Annotated in this window: 27 protein-coding genes and 5 pseudogenes; 12 read left to right on the plus strand and 20 right to left on the minus strand. The window is 61.8% G+C overall.

All coding sequences use genetic code 11. The features are described 5' to 3' along the window. Both FFM81_RS18665 and FFM81_RS18670 read right to left on the minus strand, forming a co-directional pair. The gene (locus tag FFM81_RS18665) at positions 1-1,065 is read right to left on the minus strand and encodes an ABC transporter permease (RefSeq protein ID WP_138385432.1); all 1,065 of its coding nucleotides are present in this window, start codon (positions 1,063-1,065) and stop codon (positions 1-3) included. A 154-nt stretch (positions 1,066-1,219) separates the two neighbouring features. Further along, the gene (locus FFM81_RS18670; RefSeq protein WP_003570686.1) at positions 1,220-2,239 is read right to left on the minus strand and encodes a sugar ABC transporter substrate-binding protein; all 1,020 of its coding nucleotides are present in this window, start codon (positions 2,237-2,239) and stop codon (positions 1,220-1,222) included. A 328-nt stretch (positions 2,240-2,567) separates the two neighbouring features. Between FFM81_RS18670 and FFM81_RS18675 the strand changes: the two genes are divergently transcribed. The 3 genes from FFM81_RS18675 (at position 2,568) to FFM81_RS18685 (ending at position 5,027) form a co-directional block, all read left to right on the plus strand. Further along, positions 2,568-3,815: an ROK family transcriptional regulator gene (locus FFM81_RS18675; protein WP_138385431.1), complete on the plus strand. Its 1,248-nt coding sequence runs from the start codon at positions 2,568-2,570 to the stop codon at positions 3,813-3,815. Further along, the gene (locus FFM81_RS18680) at positions 3,799-4,272 is read left to right on the plus strand and encodes an RbsD/FucU family protein (RefSeq protein WP_003570688.1); all 474 of its coding nucleotides are present in this window, start codon (positions 3,799-3,801) and stop codon (positions 4,270-4,272) included. The genes FFM81_RS18675 and FFM81_RS18680 overlap by 17 nt, the downstream gene beginning before the upstream one ends. A gap of 161 nt (positions 4,273-4,433) precedes the next feature. Beyond that, positions 4,434-5,027: a TetR/AcrR family transcriptional regulator gene (locus FFM81_RS18685; protein WP_003570689.1), complete on the plus strand. Its 594-nt coding sequence runs from the start codon at positions 4,434-4,436 to the stop codon at positions 5,025-5,027. Between the two features lie 16 nt (positions 5,028-5,043). Here the strand turns inward: FFM81_RS18685 and FFM81_RS18690 are convergent. The 3 genes and pseudogenes from FFM81_RS18690 to FFM81_RS32775 all read right to left on the minus strand — a co-directional run. Next, positions 5,044-5,255, minus strand: a pseudogene (locus tag FFM81_RS18690) (alkene reductase); the annotation flags it as partial. A 67-nt stretch (positions 5,256-5,322) separates the two neighbouring features. After that, positions 5,323-6,327, minus strand: coding sequence for an NADP-dependent oxidoreductase (locus tag FFM81_RS18695; protein WP_138385430.1), 1,005 nt, complete (start codon positions 6,325-6,327; stop codon positions 5,323-5,325). Positions 6,328-6,359: 32 nt separating this feature from the next. Beyond that, positions 6,360-6,482 (minus strand): annotated as a pseudogene (locus tag FFM81_RS32775) (alpha/beta fold hydrolase); the annotation flags it as partial. A 538-nt stretch (positions 6,483-7,020) separates the two neighbouring features. Here FFM81_RS32775 and FFM81_RS18700 point away from each other — a divergent pair. From FFM81_RS18700 to FFM81_RS18715, 4 genes are all read left to right on the plus strand, one after another. After that, entirely contained in the window at positions 7,021-7,689 is a 669-nt protein-coding gene (locus FFM81_RS18700) for a hypothetical protein (protein WP_003570691.1), read from the plus strand. Between the two features lie 152 nt (positions 7,690-7,841). Next, the gene (locus FFM81_RS18705; RefSeq protein WP_138385429.1) at positions 7,842-8,423 is read left to right on the plus strand and encodes a TetR/AcrR family transcriptional regulator; all 582 of its coding nucleotides are present in this window, start codon (positions 7,842-7,844) and stop codon (positions 8,421-8,423) included. Next, entirely contained in the window at positions 8,420-8,779 is a 360-nt protein-coding gene (locus tag FFM81_RS18710) for a nuclear transport factor 2 family protein (protein WP_003570693.1), read from the plus strand. Before FFM81_RS18705 ends, FFM81_RS18710 begins: the two co-directional genes overlap by 4 nt. Then, positions 8,776-9,153: a TfoX/Sxy family protein gene (locus FFM81_RS18715; RefSeq protein ID WP_003570694.1), complete on the plus strand. Its 378-nt coding sequence runs from the start codon at positions 8,776-8,778 to the stop codon at positions 9,151-9,153. Before FFM81_RS18710 ends, FFM81_RS18715 begins: the two co-directional genes overlap by 4 nt. On the opposite strand, the gene FFM81_RS18720 is transcribed toward FFM81_RS18715, so the two are convergent. Next, positions 9,136-9,255 carry a hypothetical protein gene (locus FFM81_RS18720; RefSeq protein WP_343073719.1) on the minus strand — a complete coding sequence of 40 codons (120 nt, stop codon included), beginning with the start codon at positions 9,253-9,255 and terminating at the stop codon, positions 9,136-9,138. The two genes, FFM81_RS18715 and FFM81_RS18720, sit on opposite strands and share 18 nt — an antisense overlap. 389 nt (positions 9,256-9,644) lie before the next feature. Here FFM81_RS18720 and FFM81_RS18725 point away from each other — a divergent pair, with 389 nt between their 5' ends. Continuing rightward, positions 9,645-11,201, plus strand: coding sequence for a putative bifunctional diguanylate cyclase/phosphodiesterase (locus FFM81_RS18725; RefSeq protein ID WP_138385428.1), 1,557 nt, complete (start codon positions 9,645-9,647; stop codon positions 11,199-11,201). A gap of 52 nt (positions 11,202-11,253) precedes the next feature. On the opposite strand, the gene FFM81_RS18730 is transcribed toward FFM81_RS18725, so the two are convergent. The 9 genes and pseudogenes from FFM81_RS18730 to FFM81_RS18770 all read right to left on the minus strand — a co-directional run bounded on the left by FFM81_RS18730 (position 11,254) and on the right by FFM81_RS18770 (position 19,210). After that, positions 11,254-12,291 carry a 4-hydroxyproline epimerase gene (locus FFM81_RS18730; RefSeq protein ID WP_138385427.1) on the minus strand — a complete coding sequence of 346 codons (1,038 nt, stop codon included), beginning with the start codon at positions 12,289-12,291 and terminating at the stop codon, positions 11,254-11,256. Positions 12,292-12,396: 105 nt separating this feature from the next. Continuing rightward, positions 12,397-13,647: an NAD(P)/FAD-dependent oxidoreductase gene (locus tag FFM81_RS18735; protein WP_128398351.1), complete on the minus strand. Its 1,251-nt coding sequence runs from the start codon at positions 13,645-13,647 to the stop codon at positions 12,397-12,399. 82 nt (positions 13,648-13,729) lie between these two features. Continuing rightward, positions 13,730-15,007: an alpha/beta hydrolase gene (locus tag FFM81_RS18740; RefSeq protein ID WP_128398350.1), complete on the minus strand. Its 1,278-nt coding sequence runs from the start codon at positions 15,005-15,007 to the stop codon at positions 13,730-13,732. 864 nt (positions 15,008-15,871) lie between these two features. Further along, the gene (locus FFM81_RS18745) at positions 15,872-16,753 is read right to left on the minus strand and encodes an aldo/keto reductase (RefSeq protein ID WP_025415237.1); all 882 of its coding nucleotides are present in this window, start codon (positions 16,751-16,753) and stop codon (positions 15,872-15,874) included. Positions 16,754-16,815: 62 nt separating this feature from the next. Then, positions 16,816-16,974: pseudogene (locus FFM81_RS18750) on the minus strand (TetR family transcriptional regulator); the annotation flags it as partial. A 39-nt stretch (positions 16,975-17,013) separates the two neighbouring features. Further along, positions 17,014-17,685, minus strand: a complete 672-nt coding sequence (locus FFM81_RS18755; RefSeq protein WP_003570701.1) for a class I SAM-dependent methyltransferase — start codon at positions 17,683-17,685, stop codon at positions 17,014-17,016. A gap of 190 nt (positions 17,686-17,875) precedes the next feature. Then, the gene (locus FFM81_RS18760) at positions 17,876-18,172 is read right to left on the minus strand and encodes a hypothetical protein (RefSeq protein WP_003570702.1); all 297 of its coding nucleotides are present in this window, start codon (positions 18,170-18,172) and stop codon (positions 17,876-17,878) included. Between the two features lie 155 nt (positions 18,173-18,327). Further along, on the minus strand, positions 18,328-18,699 hold the full coding sequence (locus FFM81_RS18765) for a hypothetical protein (protein WP_025415236.1): 372 nt from the start codon (positions 18,697-18,699) through the stop codon (positions 18,328-18,330). 190 nt (positions 18,700-18,889) lie between these two features. Continuing rightward, complete coding sequence (locus tag FFM81_RS18770) at positions 18,890-19,210, minus strand: hypothetical protein (RefSeq protein ID WP_138385426.1); 321 nt, start codon at positions 19,208-19,210, stop codon at positions 18,890-18,892. Between the two features lie 166 nt (positions 19,211-19,376). Between FFM81_RS18770 and FFM81_RS18775 the strand changes: the two genes are divergently transcribed. After that, entirely contained in the window at positions 19,377-20,099 is a 723-nt protein-coding gene (locus FFM81_RS18775; protein WP_138385425.1) for a class I SAM-dependent methyltransferase, read from the plus strand. 64 nt (positions 20,100-20,163) lie between these two features. On the opposite strand, the pseudogene FFM81_RS18780 reads toward FFM81_RS18775, so the two are convergent. Continuing rightward, positions 20,164-20,750: pseudogene (locus tag FFM81_RS18780) on the minus strand (hypothetical protein). Between the two features lie 280 nt (positions 20,751-21,030). Here FFM81_RS18780 and FFM81_RS32785 point away from each other — a divergent pair. After that, positions 21,031-21,438, plus strand: a pseudogene (locus FFM81_RS32785) (hypothetical protein). Positions 21,439-21,568: 130 nt separating this feature from the next. Here FFM81_RS32785 and FFM81_RS18785 read toward each other — a convergent pair. After that, on the minus strand, positions 21,569-22,150 hold the full coding sequence (locus FFM81_RS18785; RefSeq protein ID WP_025415233.1) for a pyridoxamine 5'-phosphate oxidase family protein: 582 nt from the start codon (positions 22,148-22,150) through the stop codon (positions 21,569-21,571). A 35-nt stretch (positions 22,151-22,185) separates the two neighbouring features. Beyond that, a complete protein-coding gene (locus FFM81_RS18790) occupies positions 22,186-22,890 on the minus strand; it encodes an SDR family oxidoreductase (RefSeq protein WP_003570716.1) in 705 nt (234 codons plus the stop codon). Positions 22,891-23,008: 118 nt separating this feature from the next. On the opposite strand from FFM81_RS18790, the gene FFM81_RS18795 reads away from it, so the two are divergent. Continuing rightward, positions 23,009-23,884, plus strand: coding sequence for a LysR substrate-binding domain-containing protein (locus FFM81_RS18795; RefSeq protein ID WP_097533635.1), 876 nt, complete (start codon positions 23,009-23,011; stop codon positions 23,882-23,884). Positions 23,885-23,926: 42 nt separating this feature from the next. Here FFM81_RS18795 and FFM81_RS18800 read toward each other — a convergent pair whose 3' ends face one another. Then, positions 23,927-24,223 (minus strand): eukaryotic translation initiation factor eIF-2-beta/eIF-5 family protein, encoded by a 297-nt coding sequence (locus tag FFM81_RS18800; protein ID WP_138385424.1) that lies wholly within the window; start codon positions 24,221-24,223, stop codon positions 23,927-23,929. 45 nt (positions 24,224-24,268) lie between these two features. Continuing rightward, complete coding sequence (locus FFM81_RS18805) at positions 24,269-24,448, minus strand: hypothetical protein (protein WP_003570720.1); 180 nt, start codon at positions 24,446-24,448, stop codon at positions 24,269-24,271. A 299-nt stretch (positions 24,449-24,747) separates the two neighbouring features. On the opposite strand from FFM81_RS18805, the gene FFM81_RS18810 reads away from it, so the two are divergent. After that, positions 24,748-25,269 carry a hypothetical protein gene (locus tag FFM81_RS18810; RefSeq protein WP_138385423.1) on the plus strand — a complete coding sequence of 174 codons (522 nt, stop codon included), beginning with the start codon at positions 24,748-24,750 and terminating at the stop codon, positions 25,267-25,269. The last annotated feature ends 122 nt before the right edge of the window (positions 25,270-25,391 follow it).

A 25,391-nucleotide genomic window follows, 5' to 3' on the forward strand; every position in this document is an offset into this window, starting at 1 on the left:
TTACACCGAAACCTTTCTGATCCACTGGTCGATGGCGACGGCGGCGATGATCAGCACGCCAGTCAAAAGCACTTTCCATTGCGGGTCGGCGCCGAGCATGTTGAGGCCCATGGACACGACACCGACGATCATGGCGCCGAAGAGCGTGCCGAGAATGGAGCCGCGGCCGCCGAACAGCGAGATGCCGCCGATCACAGTCGCGGTGATCGCCTGGAGGTTATAATCGGTGACCGCCGAGGACGGCGAGATCGAGCCGTTGCGGCCGATCGAAACCCAGGCGGCGAAGGCGGCGATAACGCCCGAAATCGTGTAGACCGTGAGCAGCACCTTCTTGGTCTGGATGCCGGAGAGCTTGGCCGCCTCCGGATCGTCGCCGACGGCATAGACATGCCGGCCCCAGGCGGTGTGATTGAGCACGTACCAGAGCACGAGGACGAGCAGCACCATGGCGATGACGCCCAGCGTCAGCACGGCGCTGCCGAGCCTGAAGCTTGCAGCGAAAAGATGCAGCAGCGGCGCCTGTTCATCGACGTCGGTGTCGCGGATCGTCTCATTGGCCGAATAGATGAAATTCGTCGCCATGACGACATTCCAGGTGCCGAGCGTGACGATGAAGGGCGGCAGCTTCATGAAGGCGACGAGAAAGCCGTTCAGCAATCCGCAGAGGCCGCCGACGAGGAGGCCGCCTACGACCGCGATCGGTGTCGGTATGCCGTAAGTGATGGCGACATTGCCCATGATCACCGCCGAGATCACCATGATGACGCCGATCGAAAGATCGATGCCGGCGGTCAGGATGACCAGCGTCTGGGCGGCGCCGAGAATGCCGACGATGGCGATCTGCTGCAGGATCAGCGTCAGAGTGTAGGACGAAAAGAACCGTCCGCCGATCGTGGCCCCGAAAATGATGATTGCCAGCACCAGCACGATCAGCGGCACGGCGGCCGGCGTCGAGTGCAGAAAATGCTGGGCACGCTTGATCAGCGAGACATCCTGGTGCTCGAAGGAGGCGACGCTCTTGTCGCTGCCGTCGAGGACGCGTTCGAATTCCTGTGTTCCGGTCATGGTTCCTCCTCCGCATCCGCGCACCGAACTCGCGCGGGGGCCGTCACCGATATCCTTCCGGTCTTTGCTGAGCCGGTTCGTGAGGCGACGGCACATCGTCCGTCGAAAACGGCCGGGGATCAAGCCCCGGCCGTCTGCTTTCAATAAAGCGGGCTCAGCCCCAGCACTTGTCGGTGCCTTCCTTGGTGTCGATCGACTTGACGCCGGAAACCGGCTTGTCGGTGACGAGCGAGACGCCGGTGTCGAAGAACGACTTACCTTCGGTCGGCTTCGGCTTTTCACCCGAGTCGGCGAACTTCTTGATCGCCTCGATGCCGAGCGACGCCATCAGCAGCGGATATTGCTGCGAGGTGGCGCCGATGACGCCTTCCTTGACCGACTTCACGCCGGGGCAACCGCCGTCGACCGAGACGATCAGCACGTTCTTTTCCATGCCGACGGCCTTCAGCGCCTGGTAGGCGCCGACAGCGGCTGGCTCGTTGATCGTGTGGATGACGTTGATGCCAGGATCCTTCTGGAGAAGGTTTTCCATGGCCTTGCGGCCGCCTTCTTCATTGCCGTTGGTCACGTCATGGCCGACGATGCGCTTGTCGTCTTCGTCCCCGATCTTGTCCGGGTTCTTCGGGTCGATGCCGAAGCCCATCATGAAGCCCTGGTCGCGCAGAACGTCGACCGTCGGCTGCGACGGGGTCAGGTCGAGGAAGCCGACCTTGGCATCCTTGGCCTTGTCGCCCATGGTTTCCTTAGCCCACTGGCCGATCAGCTTGCCGGCGAGCAGGTTGTCGGTGGCGAAGGTGGCGTCGGCGGCATCGGCCGGTTCCAGCGGCGTGTCGAGCGCGATGACCAGCAGGCCGGCGTCGCGGGCCTTCTTGACCGCAGGCACGATGCCCTTGGTGTCCGAAGCCGTCAGCAGGATGCCCTTTGCGCCGTCGGCAATGCAGCTTTCGATCGCTGCAACCTGGCTTTCGCTGTCACCGTCGATCTTGCCGGCATAGGACTTCAGCGAAACGCCGAGTTCCTTGGCCTTGGCCGTCGCACCTTCCTTCATCTTGACGAAGAAGGGGTTGGTGTCGGTCTTGGTGATCAGGCAGGCGGAAACGTCAGCCGCCATCGCCGGAGCGGAAAAAGCAACACCGAGCGCCAGCGCGCCGAAAGCGAGAACAGATTTCTTCATGGAACTCCTCCCAGAGTTTGCCGGCACCGCCCGTGCGGGGCCGGAATTTAAGATATGACACTTTGCCGTGGATTGTTAAGCGCCCAAAGCCGTCCCGTGTCCTTGACGAGGGCAATTAAGAGCGAAAAGAAATCGCCTTGTCAATAAATAAATCCAATTGAATTATTAATTCGATGTGGCATGCTCCGTTCAAATCGGGGCGTGCAGCGCCGCGCGTGTTTACAGACGCGCAAAAGGACACTGCACCATTTTGAACTGCCGCATGATTGCTTAAATCGATTCCGATCCAAGCAATCCTGCAGGGGGCCAACGCTCGGGAGGAGCGGCCATGTCGTCCTTGGATGGACCGGAACACACATCGGTCCCGCCGCCAATTCTCAATCCGGCCGGCGGTGCGAACCAAGTCAGGGTCCGGGCCTATAACGAACGGCTCGTGCTGTCGCTGGTGCGTCTCTACGGCGCGCTGTCGAAGGCCGATATCGCGCGCCGCAGCGGGCTGTCGGCGCAGACGGTCTCGGTGATCATGCGGGTTCTGGAAAAGGAAGGGCTACTGTCGCGGGGCGCGCCGGTGCGCGGCCGGGTCGGCCAACCGTCGATCCCGATGCATCTCAATCCCGACGCCGTCTATTCTTTCGGGCTGAAGATGGGCCGGCGCAGCGCCGATCTGGTGCTGATGGATTTTGTCGGCCGTATCCGCATGCAGCTGCATAAGACCTATGCCTATCCGCTGCCGGAGGAAATCCTCGATTTCGTCACCTCGGGCATAGAGGAGCTCGAAGGCCGGCTGGATGACAAGCAGCGCGGCCGCATCGCCGGTCTCGGCATCGCAGCACCTTTCGAGCTCTGGAACTGGGCCGAAGAGGTGGGCGCGCCGGCGGGCGCCATGGAGGTCTGGCGCGACGTCGACCTGCAGGCCGATATCGCCGGAAGTGTTTCCCATCCGGTTTTCATGCAGAACGATGCGACCAGCGCCTGCGGGGCCGAGCTGGTGTTCGGCGTCGGGCCATCCTATCCGGATTTCGTCTATTTCTTCATCGGCTCCTTCATCGGCGGCGGCATCGTGCTGAATTCGGCGATCTTTTCCGGCCGTACAGGCACGGCAGGCGCAATCGGGCCGCTGCCGGTGCGCGGCAAGAACGGCGAGACCAAGCAGCTTCTCGAAATCGCCTCGATCTTCGTGCTCGAAAACATGCTGCGCGAGCGCGACATCGATCCCGAGCCGCTGTGGTATTCGGCCGACGACTGGGTGGATTTCGGCGAACCGATGGAGGCCTGGATCCAGGACAGCGCCAAGGCGCTGGCGCAGGCGATCGTCGCTGCAGCCTCGATCGTCGATTTCAGCGCCGCCGTTATCGACGGCGGTTTTCCCCATTGGGTGCGCAGCCGCATGGTGCAGGCAACCATCGACGAAGCCGCCAAGCTCGACCTGCAGGGCGTCGTCATGCCCGAAATCATCGAGGGCGCGGTCGGCGCGCAGGCACGCGCCATCGGCGGCGCCAGCCTGCCGATCTTTGCGCGTTACCTCACCGACCAGAACGTTCTCTTCAAGGAGGTAGACCATGCTGAAAGGACTTGACCCGCTGTTGAGCCCGGAGTTGCTTTTCACACTTCGGGCCATGGGCCATGGCGACGAGATCGCCATCGTCGACGGCAATTATCCGGGCGTCGAACATGCCCGCCGGCTGATCCGGCTCGATGGCCACCGCCTGATCCCCGTCCTCAACGCCGTGCTCAGCGTGCTGCCGATCGACGATTTCGTGCCCGAGGCCATCTTCCGCTCGACCGTCAAGGCCGAGCGCGACAAGCTTGATCCGGTGCATGAGGAGATGATCGACTGCTGCGCCCACCACGAGCCGCACCGGCAGGTGGTGCCGCTGATCGGCCAGGATTTCTACGGCAGGGTGAAGGCCGCCCATGCGCTGATCCAGACCAGCGAGCCGAGGCTCTATGCCAATATCATTCTGCGCAAGGGGGTGATCTATCCGAAAGAAGCGGGCGCCCAGGCAGCCGAGGTGGATCCATTCGTTTACTAGGCCGACTAAGGCCAGCGCCGCTCGTTAATCGTTGCAGCCACAAGCAATCGCTTCGGGATCACGCACGAGATCCGATCATTAATGATGTACATCATCAATGAGTCGAGCTATGATGACATACGACATCATAGCTCGGGCATGGCGGTCGAAAGGGCTGTAAAGTGCGGATTACCAAGGAAAAGAAGCAGGAAAACTACGAACGGATTGTCGCCACCGCCTCAGAGCTGTTTCGCGAGCGCGGGTTCGATGGCGTGGGGGTGGCGGAGTTGATGGAGCGCGCGGGGCTCACCCATGGCGGCTTCTACAATCACTTCCGCTCCAAGGAGGAGTTGATCGCGGAGGCAACCGAGAATGGTTTGAGCGAGACCCTGAAGCGCTATGCCGGTCATGACGTTCTCGCCGTCATGGAGCTTTATCTCGCGCGCGAACACCGGGATGGCCGCGGCCAGGGGTGCGCGGCCGCGGCGCTGAGTTGTGATGCAGCTCGGCAACCTGAGGAAACGAAGGCCGTCTTTGCTGCAGGAATAGATAATCTCGTGCGTGCACTTGAGCAGGGCATTGCACGCAATCACCCTTCCGGCACCAGCGGGCGGGCGCAAGCCATCACCATCCTCGCTCAGGCCGTTGGCGCAATCGTGCTTTCGAGGGCCTGCCCGGACGATTCCCCGCTGGCGGACGAACTGCTCGACGCCTGCCGAGCGGATTGCCGCGACGCCATCGAAAATCGGACGCGGGTACAAGAGGGCCGCGTATGAGCGGCCCCTATGCCCGTCAGGCGCCAACCGGCGCGACCATGGTGAGATAGTCCGTATAACCCGCCGCGCCGCCGCTTAGAGCGTCGCCATACCGAGATTCGCCAGTGGTGCACCGGCTTCGAGGCGTTCGACAAGATCCGGGTCGGTGATGAATGGCCTGCCGAAAGCGAACAAATCCGCCAGCCCCTGCTCCAGTCTGGTCGTCGCGAGTTCCAGATCGTAGCCGTTAGGCGAGGTAGCACGTCGGCCGGATCGGACTCCGTTATGAAGTTCATTCTATTGATAATTTCCGGCATCACGCTGCAACCGTGATGACCACCTTTCCCTTCGCACGCCCGGTCTCGACATAAGCCAGGGCATCCCCGGTCTTCTCGAACGGGAACACCTTGTCGACGACCGGTCGGATCACGCCCTGTTCGATCAGGCGCGCGATCTCAGCCAACTGCCGCCCCTCAGCGCGCATGAACAGGAATGCATAACCGATGCCGAGACGCTTGGCCTTTTTCCGAACGCCTCGGCTCAGCAGGCGCAGCACCAGTTTCAGGAACGGGTTGAGGCCGAGCTCCCGGGCGAAAGCGGGATCGGGCGGACCCGAGATGGAAATGAGCTGACCACCCGGCTTCAGCACAGCCAGCGATTTTTCCAGCGTCTTCGGATCCTGACTGTTCAGCACGAGATCGTAGCCCGACAAAACCTTTTCGAAATCCTGCGTCTTGTAGTCGATGACCACATCCGCCCCAAGACTTCTGGCCAGCTCGGCGTTGCGAGCACTGGTCGTCGTCGCCACCGTCGCGCCGAGGTGCTTGGCGAGCTGAATGGCAAACGTCCCGACACCGCCGGAGCCGGCCTGGATGAAAACCTTCTGGCCGGGCTTGACCTTGCCCACTTCGACCAGCGCCTGCCACGCGGTCAGACCCACCAGTGGAAGGGATGCCGCCTCGGTCATGCTAAGGTTTTTCGGCTTCAGCGCCACATCGGCCTCATCGACGGCGATGAATTCGGCGAACGTACCGACCCGATGATCGCGCGGCCGGGCATAGACCTCGTCACCAACCTTGAACCGCCTGACCTTGGGGCCGGCTTTGACAACCGTTCCGGCAACGTCATGTCCCAGGATAAAGGGCGGGCGATAGGGAAGAACAAGCTTGAACTCTCCGTCACGGAGCTTGGAGTCCAGGAGGTTCACGGCCGTGGCCTGAATCCGCACCAGGACATCACTGTCTTGCAGTTCCGGTTCGGGCAGGTTGGCCAGGCGCAAAGCGCCTTTCTTCTTGTACTTATCAACGACGAATGCCTTCACAGGGCTTTCTCCAATTCGAAGTTTTTGTGGGGTCAGGCGCCAAGGAACGACAATGCCTTCGGCACGAAATCGGCGTGGTTCTGAAAAATCCCGCCATGTCCGGCGTCGTAGATAACCAGCCGCGCGCCCGGGCTGCGTCGGGCCATACCCGGAGATAATGCCTCAGCGTAGCACGTAGCAGGCCCAAGGCATCTGACAGAAGTGTTCATCATTTACTCCATCATCCCGCGCGAACCGGCAAGCCTAGGATCGCGGGTTTCGGTCGGAGGTTTTGAGCACGCTCGGCGCAGGCGCAGGCTTTTCATCGTGCCGCTGCCTTTGCCTCAATCATCGCCCTTGCCCCTACCTTCCGTATCAACCGCAGTTGCGCAGCACGCGGCAGCCAACCAGTCATTCCAACTTTTAATGATAACCGTCATCATAATTATTAATGTTATTCGTCATCATAGTTGTCAAGCGAAATTTTTGGGGCCGAAAGCAATCGCCTGCTCGTTCTGCCGGGAAGGCGAATGCAAAGGTGGAGTGTCGCGAGACAAAGCTTCACCAGCCGCATTGCCAATTTCCTCGCCATTCGCTCGATCGATGCTATTGTGCGGCCGGTGCGCTGGGCTCACCGCGCGGGCAAAGCGCTGGCTAAGCCGGGCGCTGCGCATTCGGGACTGGGCCGATGATGCGATGGGGACACGATCTCATATGGCACCTGGCACGACCCCTCGCCGCAACAGCACCGGTTTGCGCCTGTTTCTGGATCTCGAGCAGCAGCGCGACTGGATAGACGGCGAGGCGGAGTTGGTCGACGCCGAAGAGCGCTCGGAGTCACTGGAACAGCGCTTCAAGTACGTCGCCCGCTTCCAAAAGCTGCTTCGTCGCCCGCAGGCGCAGGACCTTCTGGAAATTCTGAGGCTCTATGGGCAAAGCTGCCTCCCCATCCCGCGCAGGACCGAGCGCCACTATTGGTCGGTCTCGTGTCTGCCCTCGACGTCCGACAAGCCGCTCATCCGCATCAATGCGAGCTGGATGGAGCTTTTCACGCTCTACGCCGACGGCGAGGACCTGCGGGCGCGATGCCTGGTGCATCTTTCGCATTTCGCCACGGACCAATCCCCCGCGCAGGGCGGTGTCGACGAGGCTTTTCTCGAGCAGTGCGTCACGACGCCCGAAGACGTCAGTTATTTTTATCCGCGCGGCGACGACATTTTCGGCATCAATGTGCGGGGCGCCGCCTCGATCCGCAAATTCCTCGCGGAGCGCCGCATCCTGCGTGCCATTCGGACCTTCAATGTGACGCACATGAACCGCGGCCGAAACGCCTATCAGGCGAGCCACTGCTACAGCCTGGCGGATGAGATGCTGGCAGATTGATCCATCCCGGGATGCGCCCTGCCCTGGCGAGATTTCCAGCAGTCGGTCCGAGACCGACCAGATGAGGATTTTCGCAGAAAGTCATGGACGGTGGTTGCGTTTCAATTCTTGATCGGTCATTCTAGAACAAATGATAAAGAATCGGGGCAATCATGGGCAGATCGCGGGAATTCGATGAGGCGGCTGTGCTGACGGGGGCGATGCACATCTTTCGCAAGCAAGGCTATCAAGCTGCATCGATCCGAGATCTCGAGGAGGCGACGGGCCTCAAAGGCGGAAGCATCTATCACGCCTTCGGCGACAAGGCCGGCCTCTTCGATGCGGCATTCGGACATTACAACCGGACGGTGCTGGAAGGACGGATCGAGCGGTTTGCGCCGCCGGGAAGCGGGCTTCGAGGCTTGCGCGAACTGTTCCTGTCGCTCCTGCACGAGCCCGACGATGCCTCGCTCGGCTGCCTGATCACCAACATGGCGGTGGAGTTCGGAGGTGGCGTCAATCCGCATCCCCGTGTCGAGGCCGCGCTCGGCCTGCTTCGCACAACATTCCGCTTAAGGCTCGGCGAGCCGCCGACCTTCGCTCGAGACGCGGATGGAGCCAGGGCCGACAGGACAGCCATACGCCTTCTTGCCGTCTATCAAGGCCTTCTCGTGCTCATTCGCGGTGGCGAAGGCAAGGCCGGCTTGCGGCTGGCGATTGAAGACGAATTCAATCAACTGGAGACACTGTTATGACGCCTGAGGCATTATGGAATCGATACGCGGCCATCTGGTCGCTGAATGCTGACGCGCGCGAGCCGGAATTGTCGGCTTGCCTTGCTGACGATGTGACGTATTGCGATCCGAATGGAGCGATCGCGGGGCGAGCCGGTCTCTCGGCTTACATGGCCGGCTTCAAGGAGAGCGTACCGGCGGGCCGGTTCAAAATTTTGAGTGTTCTCCATCACAATGAACGGTCGCTGGCACACTGGGAACTGCGCCACGAAGACGAGACTGTCTTGCAAACCGGCACGAGCTTCGCGGTAATGTCCGGAGGCCGGTTCGGCGCAATTACCGGCTTCTTCAATCCGCCGCCGGAGCAGCGGCCATGAATAGCGCAGCGACACGCGGGTTGGCGCTCGACTTTGCGAGCCAGATCGCCCCAGCCGGCTCCATCGATATCAAGCGTTTTTTCGGCGGATCTGCCCTGGTCCGAGACGGCCTGCAGTTCGGATTTGTCATGAAGGGCATTCTGTATCTCCGCGTCGACAACGCGATGCGCACGGAGTTCGAGACAGATGGGTCCGAACCGTTCCGCTACGGCGCTGCCGGCAGGGAGGTGACGGTTCGCCGCTACTACGCAGTCCCGGCACATGTGATCGACGATCCTGCGCTGCTGTGCAGCTACGCGGAGCGCGCATTGCACGCGGCCTCCGCGCCAGGCCACAGACGCTCCGAAATCCGGGCTCTAACCTCGTTTGGCTGATGCCGATGCCCGGCGCAACCACAGGACGCGGAGCGCGTCGGTCATCAGGATATCGGCGACGGTGAGTTGCCCGGCGGCCAGCCACTGGCGCTGCGCCAGCACGGCTTCCAAGCTCTGCAGCAGCCAGACGTCGAGCGGATTCCGTCAAAGCGAAGGCGCCGGGATGCGGATCGGTGAGGGTCAGGTGCCGCCTCGGTCAGGCGGAAGCCGCGACCGGTGATAGTTGGGCGTGGTCAGGCCTCGTCCGATTTGCGGGAAATCTATCCGATGTGCGAATCAAAATGTCCGCACCTGCGGCTAGGCAACCCAGCGTTAACCTTCGGCGTTCAGAAAAATCTTTGCGACATGTCGGCGGGTGCGCTTTCAATCAACCACGGCAAGCCGGCTTCTTAATTCCGCCCGAATGAGTTGGGCGGTCTTCGACCACCGCCTGGGACGATGCGGTTATGAACTGGCCATGATGGCTCTCCACCCAACAGGAGCCTATTCCCATGCCGCGCATCCAGGCGACTAGAACCCAGATTGAGACCCTGGCCTGGCTTTTGTTCTTCCTGCTGCTCTTCTGTCTGTCCTGGTGCTTCCATTGGCATGAGGGGCTGGATGAGTTCATCGAGCGGCATCACGACTATCCGCTGGACCACGCGCTCCTTGCCTTGAACATCTCCGGCTTTCTGGGGCTGTTTTATTCGGCGCTGCGGATCCGGGATCTTTCGAAGGAGGTCAATCGCAGGCTGCAGGCCGAAAAGAACGTGGACTGGATTGCCTGCCACGACACGCTGACCGAGCTGCCCAACCGCAGATTTCTGGATTCGATATGCGCTCAGGCGATGAGCGATCAAAGGGCACACGAAACCTATGCCGTGTTCAGCATCGATCTCGACGGCTTCAAGAAGGTCAATGACCTGCTGGGGCACGATCACGGCGATGCGGTGCTGAAGACCGTTGCGCAGCGGCTCTGCGCCCTCTTTCCCCGCGATCATGTTTTCCGCCTTGGCGGAGACGAGTTCGTCGTTCTGGCGCGGCGCGTTGGAAATCCCGATCTTGCCGCCTTGGGGGACCGCATCGTCAGCGTGATCGGCAAACCGTTCACCTTCAACGGCGCCGCCGTCGACCTCGGCGCCAGTGTCGGCTTCGCCCTTTATCCGGAGGACGGTCACGACCTCGGTCAAGTCATCCGGCATTCGGACTGTGCCATGTATGTCGCGAAAAAGCAGGGGCGCAATCTGGTGAAGCCCTTCGCGCCTTCGATGCAGGACGAGTTGGCGAAACGGGTTCGAATAGAGGGGGATCTGCGCGCGGCGATCAGGAAGGCCGAGATCGTTCCCTATTATCAGCCGCTCGTCGACCTGAAGGCGAACAAGATTATCGGCTTCGAGGCGCTGGCGCGCTGGAAGACTGCATCAGGCGCGTTCATCCCGCCGAGCGAATTCATTCCGGTGGCCGAGGAGGCCGGTCTGATCGTCGAGTTGACCGACCATCTGCTGCGCCGCGCCTGCACCGATGCGCTTTCCTGGCCAAACGAGCTTGTTCTGTCCTTCAACCTGTCTCCGATCCAACTGAGCGACCGGTTGCTCGGCTTACGGATACTCAAAATATTGGGCGATGTCGGTTTCCCCCCGCACCGGGTCGAGCTTGAGGTGACGGAAAGCGCCATCATCCAGGACGCCGCCACGGCACGAATCGTCCTCGACGATCTGGTGAATGCGGGGATCAGGATTGCGCTCGACGACTTCGGAACGGGCTATTCCAGCCTCTCCCAGCTGTCCAACTATCGATTCGACAAGATCAAGATCGACAGGAGTTTCGTCGCCTCGTTCGAGACCAATGACAAGCAGGACAAGGTGATCAAGGCCATTATCGCTCTCGGCACCGGGCTTGGCGTAACGATAACCGCCGAAGGCATCGAAGAGGAAAGCCAGCTCCAGAGGCTTCAGGATCTCGGTTGCGACATCGGCCAGGGGTATCTGCTTGGCAGACCGGCGCCGATCGAGGAGATCGCCCGCAGATCACGGTGGCACCAGGATTTTGCAACGCCGTTGATAGCATGATTCGCCCGGAAGCGGTGCGTTCGATCCGCCCGACGGAACATGCCGCTGAAGATCAAATCTCCCCGGCCGAAGGCCCCCAGACATCAGTGAGCGCGAAGCCGCCGGGATGCGGGTCGAAGGGGTCGAGCGCCACCTGGGTGAGGCCGAAGGTGAAGCCGCGGCCGGTGATGGTGGGGATGACCGCCGGTCGGCCTGCGACTTCGGTCACGGCCTGCAGGCCGACCTCGAACTCGGAGCCGATGATCGATTTCGAGGTGAAGACATCGCCGGCTTTCGCCTTGCCGCGGGCATGCAGCGCGGCGAGATTTGCGGAGTTGCCGGTGCCGCAGGGCGAGCGGTCGGCCCGGCCTGGCCACATGGTGGTGCAGGTGCGCACCGTGCCGTCGGCTTCGCTATCGCGGAACATCACATAGGCGACGCCCGAGATCGCCGGGATCTCGGGATGGACGACCTTGATGTCGCGGTTGATCAGTTCTTTGAGGATCATGCCGGCCTGGACGAGGCCGGCGGCATTGGCCTTCTCGATCTTCAGATTGATCTGACCGACATCGACCAGCGCATAGAAGATGCCGCCATAGCAGAGATCGGTTTTGATCCTCCCCCAATGCGGCGTGTCGATCTCGACGTCGAGTTCATGCACGAAGGAAGGCACCATGGTAAGCTTCACCTTCTCGCAGCGCCCGTCGCGGCAGGTCGCCACCGCCTTGACGAGGCCGGCGGCGGTTTCGAGCGTCACGATTGTTTCCGGCTCCTGCATCTCGACGATGCCGGATTCAAGCAGGGCGGTCGTCACGCAGATCGAGTTCGAGCCGGAGCTCGCATGCGCCTGGTCGGGCTGCAGGATGATGAAGGCGGCGTCGGCCTGCGGGTGCCGTGCCGGCAGTAGCAGATTGACCGAGCCGATCGGGGCGCCGCGCGGCTCCAGGCAAAGGAAGCGGCGCAGCTCGTCGCCCTTCGGATCGGTATTCAGCCAATGCAGCTGGGCGGCGATGGTGTCGCCGGGGATCTTCGGCACGCCGCCGATCGCAACGCGGCCGATCTCGCCTTCGGCATGGACATCCAGCAGCTGGATCGTGCGCTTCCATCTCATATCGAAACTCCGGTTCAGACGGGACGGGTGACGTCGTCGATGCGGTTGTAACTTTTTGTTTTAACGCAATTCCCGGCAAAACACTTTTCCTGGAATTGCTCTAAATCAGTATCGGTCTATGCGGAACGGGGTCATGTCGACCGGCGGCTTAGTGCCGCTCACCATATCGCCGATCAGCCGCGCTGTCGTTGCCGCGTAGGTCAGGCCGAGATGGCCATGGCCGGTCGCATAAAAAACCCCCGGCATCTTCGACGACGGCGAAATGATCGGGATCGTATCGGGCAGCGCCGGGCGATGGCCCATCCAGTCCGTCGCCTCCTCGACTTTGAGACCCGGCAGCGCCCGCTGGGCATGGCGCACGAGCACCCGCGGGCGGCGGAAATCGGGGGCGGCGTCAAGTCCGGCGAGTTCGACATTGCCGCCGACGCGGATGCCACCCGCCGTCGGCGTCACCATGAAGGCGCGCGCCGGCCAGATCATCGAATAGCGCATGGAGATGCCGGGTTTCATGATCTGCGTGTGATAGCCGCGCTCGGTTTCCAGCGGGATCGGCTCGCCGAGCTTGGCGGCAAGGAAACGGGTGTGGACGCCGGCGGCGAGCACCACCGAATCCGCCTCGATCCGGCTGCCGTCCTCTAGGAGAACGACGGCGGTGCCATCGCCCTTGCGCTCGATGTTCCTCACAGAGCCGGAGACGAAGGCGGCGCCTGCGGCTTTCGCGGCGTCGGCGAGTTTGACCACCAGCTGATAGGGATCGCGAATCGACTTGTTGTCGGGGAGCAGCACGGCTTTGGCGATCGAAGGCGAAAGGGCCGGCTCATAATATTGGATGGCGCCATTGCTCAACACCTCGAATTCGAGGCCATAGCGCTGCATCATCGCGAGATGGCCGCGGTCGGCGGCAAATTCCGCCTCGGTCTCGTAGATCGCCAGGCACCCCTCCTCGGTCATCAGCTCGGACGCGCCGATCGCCTGGAGCATCTCCCTGAAATCGCCGAGCGCCCGCTGCGACAGGTTCATGCCGGCGTCCTCGATCGCTCGAAGCTGCGACGGGCGGCCGGCCGCAAGAAAGCGCAGGAACCAGGGCAGCATCTTTGCCGCATAGGACGGCCGCAGCCAGACCGGGCCTTCGGGATCGAGCAGCCAGCCGGGCATTTTCTTCCAGGTCGAAGGGCCGGAGCCGGCGACAAAATCGAGCGCGATGCTCGCCATATTACCGTAAGACGTGCCGCGCCCCGGCTCACCCTTGTCGACCAGCGTCACTTGCAGGCCACGCCGCTGCAATTCGAAGGCGATCGAGGCGCCGATCACGCCCGCGCCGACGACAACCACCCGCTTTTTCGTCTCATCCGCCATGTTGTCAAACCACCCACACGGCAGACAAGATTGCCGTTCGTCAACCTGATATATCAGATCGGCGGCGATGCCTATGAGATTTTTACTGGCTTGCCGGCAGGCCGGCACCGACGCTGTCGCCGACCGAACCGACAGTATTGTCCATCGACTGGCCGAGACGCTTCAGCTGCGCATCGTAGTTGCGCCGGGTGCGCGGATCGAAGATCGCGATCGGCGTGCTGACGGCGACGCTGACCGCACTTCCGGCCGTTTGGGCAGCGCCCATCGCCACCGCGCCGACGGCTTCGCCGAGGCCGACATTGGAATCGGTGATCGTCTGACCGGCAATCAGCCGGTCGCCGATCAGCTTCACCACTTCGGGGCTTTCGGCGAATTTGCCGTGGTTCAACCGGTCGCCGCCCTTGAGCTTGGTGAGATCGAGCACGGTGATGCCGGCCGCCTCGAGTTTGCTGCGATAGGGTTCGGCGGAAGGATCGATCTGGCCGAGGCGATCGACATTGCCGGAGATGCGCCGGGACAGCGCCAGCGCCCGGTCATCCCTGGAGACGAAGATGGTGAAATGCGGCTTGTCCTTGCCGAGGCTCATGAACTGGCGGCCGAAGACGTCGACATCGAGATCCGGCGAGGCAAGGATGACATTGTTGATCTTCGACGCGACATGACCGTTGCGGATCGCCATCTGCCGGAGCGCTTCGACGGTCAGCCAGGTGCCCATCGAATGGGCCATGACGGTGACGTCGCTGACGGCGGGATTGGCGGCGGTGCGGGTCAGCAGTTCCTCCAGCGCATCGCGGGAATAGTTGGTGCTTTCCTTGTCGTAATTATAATCGAAGATGCTGGCGCGCGATGGCCAGGTGAAGACGACGGGCGCGACGTCGGCATGCGAATCATGGACGATCTGGGCGAAGCGGTAGACCGCATCCTCATAACGATTGTTGAAGCCGTGCACGAAGACCAGCACGCGGCGGCTCTTCGGCATATGGCCTTTCAGCCAGGTCTCGCCCGCCCGCTCACCTTCCAGCGGATCGACGGATACGGTGACGAAGTCGCGCAAGGGATCGGCCGGCAGCCGCTTCGGCCATTGCACCTGTCCGACCTTGCGGTTGGCCTCCGGCGGGATCGAGATATCGACGGCATTGACGGTCAAGCCGGTGCCGCGTTCCCCGGAGAAAAGCACGGCGGGATTGTCGTCGGCAGCGCGCGTCGTTGCCACCAGCAGATCGACCTTCGACGTGCCCGGCGGCACGGTGCCGGCCGCCTGCATGACGCCGACCGGCCTGCCGCCGCAGCCGGCGAGCGCCATCGCCGCCAGCAGCAGACCTGTCAGAGCCGCCCGCGAGCCGCGCCATTTGCCGATCATGAGAGAGCCTTTCCGGGTTAGATTGAAGCATTCTGCCGGAGCAGGTTTTCGTCAGGGCAAAGGCGATTGGCGAAGGGCATACCCTTTGGTACGTCCGAGCCGATTGCCTTTGATCCTGGCGGAAAGATGCCCGGCCCTTCGGGTTGGCTGAAACGGGCCGGCTGATCGACCGACCGGCTTGGCCGTAGAGCCGGGCTACGACGCGCGCCGGCCGGTCGACCATCCGACTCCGTTTGAGCCAACAGAATGCTGCAATCTAGCCCGGAAAGGCTCTAAACTCCAACCGGTGCGCGCACCGGACAGGCGGCGCCCGTTCAAATAGGCCGACGAGGCTTGCCGAGTCAAATTTGCGTGCGGTGGAGTACCTGGGTGGACAAAAGAAAAGAGCCTGGCGCGGGAGGAGGTGCGCCAGGCTCTTGATCCTGACTGACAACTGGGAGGAGGAGTGTTGTCAGTCCGATGTAAGAGCGCTGGGAGGAGGAGTGCGCTGCTTACGGAGATATATGTACCCCATTCATTTGATCGGGAATAGCGAAAATACCGCAATGCAGCAATGCAGTGGATGCAATGCTTGCCCTATAAATGACAGGTCGACGCCTCATTTTGCAGCATCTTTGACCGGACGGTCAAAATTGTGCCGAAAATTTCGCCTGGATGAGCCCGCACTAAATGACCGTTCGCGCAGATAACGGCCCCCTCACCCATGCGGGCAGAGGGGAAGTGCGCTGCGAGAGCTGCGCAAGGCACTGATAGGTCTCGGCACATCCCCTTCGCCCCGCAAGCGGCAAGAAGGTGCCGGAACGCGGATGAGGGGCTGGCCCGGCCGAACAACCAGACGGGCCGCTGTCGGTTTACACTCTCGCCTCAAGCGGCCTTGAAGACCTTCCGGCCTTCGGCATCCAGCGCCGAGAATTCCTCGTCCGACAGTGCAATGTCCACTGCCGCGACGTTTTCCTCGAGGTGTTTGACCTTGGATGTGCCGGGGATCGGCAGCATGACCGGGCTGCGTTTCAGCACCCAGGCGAGCGCGATCTGGCTCGGGACGGCATTGTGCTTTTTGGCGATGGTATCGAGCAGCGAGCCTGACTTGGCGAGGTCGCCGGCGGCCAGCGGATACCAGGGGATGAAGCCGATATTGTGCTTGGTGCAATAATCGAGCACGTCCTCGCTGGTGCGGTCGACGAGATTGTAGCGGTTCTGGACGGTCGCCACCTTGAAGTGCTTCGACGCCGCCTCGATGTCGGCAACCGACACTTCGCTCAAGCCGGCATGGCGGATCAGACCGCCGTCGAGCAGCGATTTGATCGCATCGAACTGCTCCTTGGCCGGCACCTTCGAATCGATGCGGTGCAGCTGCCAGAGATCGATCTGCTCGAGGCCGAGATTGCGCAGGCTCTTATGTACCTGCTGGATCAGATATTCCGGCCGACCGACGGGCATCCAGATATCCGGGCCGTGGCGGGTCAGGCCGCCCTTGGTGGCGACGATCGACTTGCCGCCATAGGGATGCAGCGCCTCCTTGATCAGCCATTCGGAGACATCGGGGCCATAGGAGTCGGCGGTATCGATGAAGTTGACGCCGAGATCCGGCAGCCGCTTCAGCGTGCGGATGGATTCGGCATGATCGTCGGGCTCGCCCCAGATGCCTTTGCCGGTGACGCGCATGGCGCCGAAACCGAGGCGGTTGACCTCTATCTCGCCGCCGATCTTAAAGGTGCCTGACTTGGCTGCGTTGTGACTGGACATGATCTTTTCTCTCCTGGTCAATGAAATTGGTCAAAGTCGGTGGAGCGGCGAGGTGCCGCCGGTTCGAGCCTGGCACATTTCAGCCGGTCGCGGGCGTTCAGCGCCGGCGAGCGATGGATGAGGTCACCAAGCGCCAGGCCACGTTCGGCGACAGGGGCGATGACGGTTGCGGTGATCGCCACCGCGACCGAGGACCCATCTGCCGGCCTTCCGCCTCTTGCTTCCGCCTGTTCTCAGCCCTTCCGGCGCGGCGTCATCGTTCAGCCGCCGGTCTCGTTTGAGAAGGCGGCGATAGCGTCGAGTTCGGGATCGCTCTCACGATAGTTGAAGCGCTCGCGCGACAATTCCAGTGGCTCACGGCGCGAAATCCGGTAGACGGAGGCCGGCGGCAGGTTGCGCACCGTGCCGCCGATGCGCACCGCCTCCAGGCCGAGGCGATCGAGGAGCGGCCGGGGCACCGGGCAGCGCGGACCATAGGTGAATTGATAGACGGCGCCGCCCGGCCTGATATAGGTGAAGGCGCCGGCCAGGATCGAGGCGATCTTGCGCGGCGACATCGACAGAAGCGGCAGGCCGCTGACAACCGCGCCGACCGGTTCGCCCTCGAAAATATCGGCCTGAGCGAGCTGCGCCGCATCCATCTGCAACACGCGCGCGGTGGGAAAACGCGCCTGCAGCGCGGTGATGAACTCCGGACCGTATTCGATCAGAGTCAGATCCGCCTCGCTGACGCCGCGCGCCAGCAGCGCCCGGGTGAAGACGCCGGTACCGGGACCGAGCTCGATAATCGGCCCGTCGAGTGCGGCAATTTCACTGGTCATGATCCTGGCGAGCGAATCGCCCGAGGGCGCGATGGCGGCGACCCGAAGCGGGTTGCTAATCCAGGAGCGGAAAAAATGCAGGAAATCGGCGCATGCAGCCTTTGCAGTCATGATTATCCCACCTGTCTGAAATTCGATTGATTATGAAATACGACCATCGCGGCGAGCGTGGCAATTCCAAGGCATACGCGTCAATCACCAGCCTGAACAGGCGTTTCCCACGATTTTCATATCGAAAGCCGGCGTCACCTTGTACTTGCGCGGCACGGCCGCTCGCGATTGCGAATGGCCGAGCGCCTCGTCAGTAATTGCAGCTGGAACTGCTCGTCGGGTTGAAGCCGAGCTTGCAATCCATGTTGAGAGGCTTCTTCGGGTTCATCATATAGTGGGTCGAGCCCGTGCTTTCCGCGCGCTCGCCGATCGAACCGGTGGTGCGCCTGTCGTGCTCAAGCTTGGTTTCCTGGGCAACCGGGCGTGCAGTCGCGCCATGCTCTGTCGCGCTCGACTGGAGGGGAGCGGCCGCGGCTGAAAGGGCCGAGAGGCCGAGGGTTGCACCGAGCGCTGCAGCCATCAGGCCGGTCTTGAAACTGGTGGTCATGATCGTCTCCTGGGGAGGATTCAGGGGAATTTACGCCCCCGAGTTAGGAAGACGATCTGTCACAAACCACGGTGTCAAAGAAGGAATCACGGACATGTGAGCGAGGACCACGAACGAGAAAAAGGCGGCTCATCGCCGCCTTTTCATTTGCCGGCTCAATGGCCGTTATCGCAGGGCATGCTGCCGGGACCGATCGATCCGGAAAACGTAGGGTTGCACATTTCCGGGGCTGCCGGTCTGTTCACCGGCTGGCGGACGATGGAGCCGGTGACACCGGATTCGACGCCGAAGGCGGCAAGCGGATACCAGTAGCCGTCGGAATGGCGGCGGGTGCCGGGGCGCTCGGTGCGAAAGCCCTGATAACCATGCCAGGATCCGGCATGTGATTTATATTGCTCCATTTTCACCGCCAGGAGATCGGGCGGCTGAACGGTCTGGACGGGGGCCGCCAGCGCTGGAGCAGTTGACGCCAGGGCGAGGAAAGCGCTGAGTGCTGTGGTGGAAGGGGCAAGTCTGAACATCTTCATGATAAACCCTCCTTCGTGGATTTACGTGAAGAAAATACCTTTCCCGAGGCCCGAGTTCCGGGCTCACATGCAACTTCCGGAACTTGTGATTGCAAGCGATCCGGCGTGACCAAATCGGCAAAAAACGTGAAAAGTCGCGATCGGCAGACGGGCTAAACGGCGCTGGGGCAGAAACGTGAATTCTCTGGTCTCAATAGGCGTATAATGTCCGGTAGCCTTGGCCGGAGAGGCAGGCGACATATTGCCGATGGGCAGCGGCGCGCGCCGTCGTTTCCGCCTCCAACTCATCGGCATCGACATAGCCGGTCAGCTGGGCACGCAGATGATACTGGTTCCTCGCCTCGCGATACATGGCGTTGCCGTCGGTCATGCAGAGGCTGTGCGCAACAGCAGGCGGATTGACCGGCACGCCGATCGCCAGCAGCACCGGATCATTGGCGTGGTCGATGCAGCCGGCCAGCGCCGTCATCACCGCCAGGACTGCCAGAGCCCGAAAAATTCCCACCATCATGCATTCCTCCGGCCGAAGCGCCTCTGAGATCATCAGAGCAGCGGGTACATCAGCAAGGTTGCGCGAAACTAGGCAAACCGACTTTGGGTGTTTCAATATTGCTTAAATATTATATTAATGCTTACTTATAGTCGTAGACACTAATCTATCCGGGGGGAGGAAGATTATGGCTTCGCCGTGGGTAAACGACGCGCTGTCGCATGCGCAATCGGCGTTTTCCAGCAAAATCAACACCGATATCCTTGAAGTTGGCGGCGGCTCTCGCACCCATATCCCGTTGCAGGGCGCGCGATATACGGTGCTCGACATCTCGAAGGAACAGCTCGAGAAGAACAGGGACGCCGCCGAGCGCATCCTCGGCGATGCTCAAACCATAGACTACGGCGATCGCCGCTTCGACGCCTGTGTCTTCTGGGACGTTCTCGAACACCTGGAAAGCCCGCGCGCCGCCCTGTTGAGAGCCCATGACACCCTGTCTCCCGGTGGCCTGGTGTTCGTCAAGGGTCCAATCCTCAGCTCGGCCAAAGGGATCTTCACCGACCTCACGCCCTGGTGGAGCCACGTGTTGTTCTATCGCTATGTCCTCAGGCAGAAAAATGCCGGCAAACCGGGCTATGCCCCCTTTCGCGTCGAGCATGCCGCAGAGGCGTCCCATTCGGAGATTGCCGGGACGCTGAAGGAACTCGGCATGGATATCGTCTTCGTCGGCGAGTATGTGTCGACCCAGGTGCATGCGCTCAAGAGCCGAATTCCGCCACTTTATTGGCTTTACGAGGCTTTCGGCCTGCTGCTCCGCACGACTTCGGCCGGAAGGATCGGCGGGCGGGAGACGGAGTTTCTGATCGTGGCAAAGTGCCTTCGTAGGCAACTCCCACCAAACGCTATATAGCAGTTCGGAATCCCGAAATTGGCTGTGGCATTGAAATGCTTCAATATTCTCCCGGACTCACCCCTCAGGAAGCGCGGCGGATTTCGGAATCCCGAAGCGGCAGTATTTCGGGATTCCGAAGTGAGGTTTTTTTCTTCCGACCGAGGCGTCCGCGTTTGTCGGCGGCAAGCTTACGATCGGTCTCGGACCATTTGCGGCAGTTTTCGGCCGTGCACCGCATCCACTCATCGGTGGCCGGCGCACCTTCAAAATCGCCGACAAATGTCAGCGTGAACCGGTTGGGATGCGCGACCCCGCTGCCGGCCCGGCCGCGGCGCACCTTGATGAGCCCCTTATATTCCAGCTCGTCCAGTGCATCGGCGACATATTCGCCGGTGACGCCGTAGGACACGAATTGCGGATGGGTCACGACCAGCTTGCCGTTCTCGAGTGCTGCGTGGGCGGTGTGTTCGATGACGATGCGGAAGAAAGCCCGGCAGGCATTGGCGCTCAATGTCGTGAAAGCGGCGATTCCAGCAGCTGGATCGTCAGCCACTGCCAGCGATGGCTGCCGTCATCGCTCCCGCCCGGCGGGGCGGTATGCTTGCGCACCATCGCCCGCGTCTTTCCGGCATTGGTTCGGCTCTTGTCACGAGGGTTGAATTCCACCATCAGCCCCTCGCCCCTGTTGCCGGCCGACCCTTCGGCAATCTGCCTGTGCTGCGCGACCGGCAATTCTGTTCGCAAAACAGGCGACGGCCTGGGCTCGCCTGGGCGAGGACCTCGCCGGTAGAGAAAAATTTGCTCGACATCCGACATTCCATGGTTGCAATTGCGCACACGCTAGCGCAAGAGCGATCCATGACCTAGGAAAATATTCTTAGTTTGGATCTTATATTCTCCGATTGCGTCTGCTCGGATCAGAGTGCTGAATCTCAGGGGTGGGAGCACGATGCGAATGGTCGATCGAGGGAAGGTGAGCGTGGTGGTTTACGGCAAGCGATTGCTGGTATTGTTATCCGTCTTTTTCGCAAGCGCCGTGCAGGCCTTCCCTTGCGATCAGCCGATCGTGATATCGAATTGGAAGTCCTGCCAAGTCGGTTAGTTGAGCGATAAGGGCGGCGACGCCGATTGGCAAGCCGTGCCTGAATGGACTCGCGACAAAGCCGTTTATTTCGGGCATGATCCGCGCGCGCTGGCAAATCACGGACTCTGCAACGCCAAATTCCGTCGCGTCGCGCTCTGCTGGCCAGGATGGCAAATAGGCGATCCGGACGAGTGCTCATTTCTCCTTTGCAGTGGCTATGTGACAGCTTCGAGCGCAGCGGAGGAGCGGAAAGAGATGTTGGAAGGCAACTAGCCAACCGCTCAATAGTTTTTCGCTTCGCTATCTTGGGGCGGAGACTGGAGCGGAGGCGTTTGCCAACAGTTGCGGATTCCCGGCGCTTCAATTGTCGTGCGGCTGCGCCCGTGAGGGCCGCCGATCCCTGTCATGGATTGACCCATCGGCTGGCGGCAAGAGCGCCCGTCTCGTCATAGGTCAGCAGCGCTCTGCGATTGCCCTGCCGGCGTAACTGGAACCAGTCCAGCGTCCGGACGCGAAAGATCAACAGGCCGAAATGCGGCTTTCCCTCGGCCTCATCCACGGGACGGGATAGAGCCGCCTCATCGATCGTGTCAAAGCCACGCTCGTCGCCGGGCGGACCGCCGGCATAGGTCATCCGTGTCCAAGTTGAGAGCTTGCCCCAGGCGGCGTCGGCTTGGTCGCCGCCGGCGGCATGGCGTTCGACCGTGCCCTGAAGCCGAAACTGCAATTGCGTCTGCGGCCAGAAGCCGAGCACCGTGGCATGCGGGTTTGCCGAAAGCTCCTGCCATTTCGGGCTGCGCATGTCGGTGTGAAATTCCAGCAGCCGCAAAGACCGGTCAGCACGCCGCAGCACCACCATGCGCGCCTGTGGCCTCGCCTCGGCGTCGACGGAGCAGAGGTTCAAGAACCGGAAACCCGACTGCGGGTTTGCCGCCGCCGCTTCCAGCTCTCGCCATGTCGATGCATCGATATCGGCGAGGGTCAGCGGCGCGCCTCCATGCTCCATCTCCATGGCGCGGCTCAGATCGAGCGGGTAATGCCGCCATCGACGCGGATGTTCTGGCCGGTGATATAGCCGGCGCCCTCGGAGAGCAGGAAGGCAACCGTCGCCGCGATTTCCTCGGCCGTGCCGTAGCGGCCCATCGGCACGCTGTCACGCCGTTCGTCGGTGGCGGGCAGGCTGTCGATCCAGCCGGGCAGGACGTTGTTCATGCGGATGTTCTTGGCCGCATAAGTATCGGCGAAGATCTTGGTGAAGGTCGCGAGCCCCGCCCTGGCAAACGCCGAAGTTGGGAACATCGGCGACGGCTCGAAGGCCCATGCCGTCGAGATATTGACGATGGCGCCGCCGCCCTGCGCTTCCATGATCGGCGCAACCAGCCGGATCGGCCGCACGGCGCTGAGGAAATAGACCTCCAAACCCTTGTGCCAGTCCTCGTCGGATATTTCGAGGATCGGCGCGCGCGGGCCGTGGCCGGCTGAGTTGATCAATGCGTCGATCCGCCCCCATCTCGCCATTGCCAGATCGACGAGCCGCTTGACATCATCGTTCACCAGGTTCGAACCGGTGACGCCGACACCACCCAATTCCCTGGCGAGCGCTTCGCCCTTGCCCGACGAGGAGAGCACCGCAATGTGATAGCCGTCGGCAGCCAGTTTCCTTGCAGCGGCAGCACCCATGCCGGAACCGCCTGCGGTGATGAGAGCGACTTTTTCGTTCGGCATCAGAGCCTCCAATCGTTGAATTGCGCAGCAGTATGCCAGAGACCGCATCGACTTTCGCGCCAGAAAGAAACGTGTCAGACTGTAGAAAATCTACTGGATTGCCTCCCGGGAAAAACCAATGATCCAACCTCGCCGCACGCTGCCGCCGCTGAACGCCCTTCGCGCCTTCGAGGTCTCGGGCCGCCGGTTGAATTTCCGCGCCGCCGCCGAGGAGCTAGGGGTGTCGCAGGGGGCGGTGGCGCAGCAGGTGCGCGCCTTGGAAGATCAACTCGGCCTGATGTTGTTTCAGCGCCTCCCGCGCGGCCTGGCCCTGACCCCGCAGGGCGCTGCCTATCTTTCCGATGTGAGCCGCGCCTTCGATACGCTCGGTGAGGCGACCGGACGGCTTCTCGCACGGCCGGACGCCGTGACGATCAGCGTCACCCCGACTGTCGCCGCCAAGCTGCTGATCCCGCGCCTTGCCGAGTTCAAGGCGGCCCTTCCCGACGTTGAACTGCGAACGGTCGCCACCGAGGCGCTGTCCGATTTCGATCGCGATCAGGTGGACATTGCCGTGCGGCTGACCCGCCGGCCGTTTCCGGCCTCCCTGGAGGCAAGGCTGCTGTTTCGCCAGGAACTCGTCGCCGTCGCCAGTCCCCATTTGGTCAAGGGCTTGGCGCTTCCGCTGACGGCCGCGGCACTTCGCACACTGCCGCTGCTGCACGACACAGTCAGCCCCTGGCCGCTCGTCCTGCAATCGCGCGAGAAGCTGCCGGGTGCGGTGTTCAACCACACGACGCTGGCGCTGGATGCGGCACTCGCCGGCCAGGGCGTCGCCTTGGCATGCCGGGCTTTCGTGGCGGCGGATATCGAGGCCGGGCGGCTGGTGCAGGTGACGGATGCGACAACGACGATCGAACCCGACTATTTCCTGATCCGCAAACGTTCGTCATCGCCGCGAAGGGCCGTCGATGCGGTATGGCACTGGTGTGCAGCCCGGCTGTCGCTCGACTGATGCATAGCGGTACGGGGTGCCAACAGACATAAAGAGAAGAAGCTATGGTGCGCCTTCAGGGATCAGAAGGATCAGCGCTCCCTCACGCGCCGCATCGCTGATTGTCGGTGAGATTTGCCGCAGCGGCCCACGCGCAATGAGCGTCTCCGGCCCAGGGCGTTTCCCGGGACCCGGATCGGCAAAGGCTGAAAACTGATGTTCCAAGTCGGAGATCGCCATGAAGGACGTCGCGACGATCGCTTCGCCGCAGGCGGCGCATCGCAGAATGTACGAGCCGCGGTGGACGATCGCCTCTGTTTTGTCCAATCCGCACGAGGGGCAGGCCAAGATATCGTTCATCTGTTCACTCCAGGGTGAGTCCCTGCCCTTCCGAAGACGGTCAGCCTATGAGGCGGCGGCCAGAATGATGGCGATGACAAGCAGCATCGGACCCATCCATTTGAAATGGCGAACCAACGGCGGGGTGGCCGAATAGCCTGGCATCGGCAGATAACCAAAGCCCACTGATGTCATCCACAGGCCGGCGCAAAACATGATGATTTCGTCGATATAGGCTGCGATCATGGCTCTCCTGCCGTCGTAAGGACACTGCGTCAATCTCCGTCTCGACAGGCGAAGCCGCCCATCACAGCATGGGCCGCATCAAAGAGACTGCGCACATGGCAATGGGCCGAGCTGCTTGCGATCAAGCTTCGGCGGCAAGGCTTTCCCCGGGCCTGCCGTCGAACCTCAGTTAAACATCCGGCGGCCCTTTGGAGAAGGCCAAAAATTAAACTCAAGGTGGCAATGCCATTTCGAATCCCGTAAGCATCTGGCACTCGCAAAGGAATGCGACCCGCTACAGCCATTCTCGGGAATATTTCATGCACAACGCCAAATTCCTTCGCGCCGCTGCCTTCTCGCTCTGCGCCGCTCTTCAGATTTTCCAGGCCGAAAACCTTATGGCGGCTTCGGCGAATGCAAAGTTCTTTGACGCGGCCCTGTGCAAGCCGCCCTATACGATGACTTCGGCGACGGAGATCTATGATGCCGTGGAAGCTCTGGCCAAGCCGGACACCTCGTCGCTCGGTGCGGCGATCTACAAGATCCCGACTGAGATCGGCCGCGACGGCTTCAAATCCACCGAGGTGTTCTTTGCCAGCAACGCCGTCGGAATTCTGGTCGAGGGCCAACGCGCTGACGATCTGGCGGCAAAATACGGCTTGAAGCCGGAGACCTCGGACCTACTCGGAACATCCACCAAAGGCTATTCGCGCGCGCTTCCGGCAGATCAGCAGCCCGAACCTGGGCTTGCCGGCCCCGGAAAGGTCTCGATCGTCGCTCGCCAGGGAGATGCGTTGCCTGGCAAAACCTTGCTGGCGTGTGAATTCGTTCAGGATTTTTAAAAGGCGCTGCGTCGTCGGGGATCCTGCCTCCGGCGGCCTGGTCGACGGCCAAATGGGGGCGACGACCGTGCCCTGCTCGCCGACGCCGCGGAACGGCGGGGCAGGAAAGGAATAGCTCGCCG

Origin of the sequence: Rhizobium hidalgonense, from assembly GCF_005862185.2 — a bacterium.
GTDB lineage: Bacteria > Pseudomonadota > Alphaproteobacteria > Rhizobiales > Rhizobiaceae > Rhizobium > Rhizobium hidalgonense.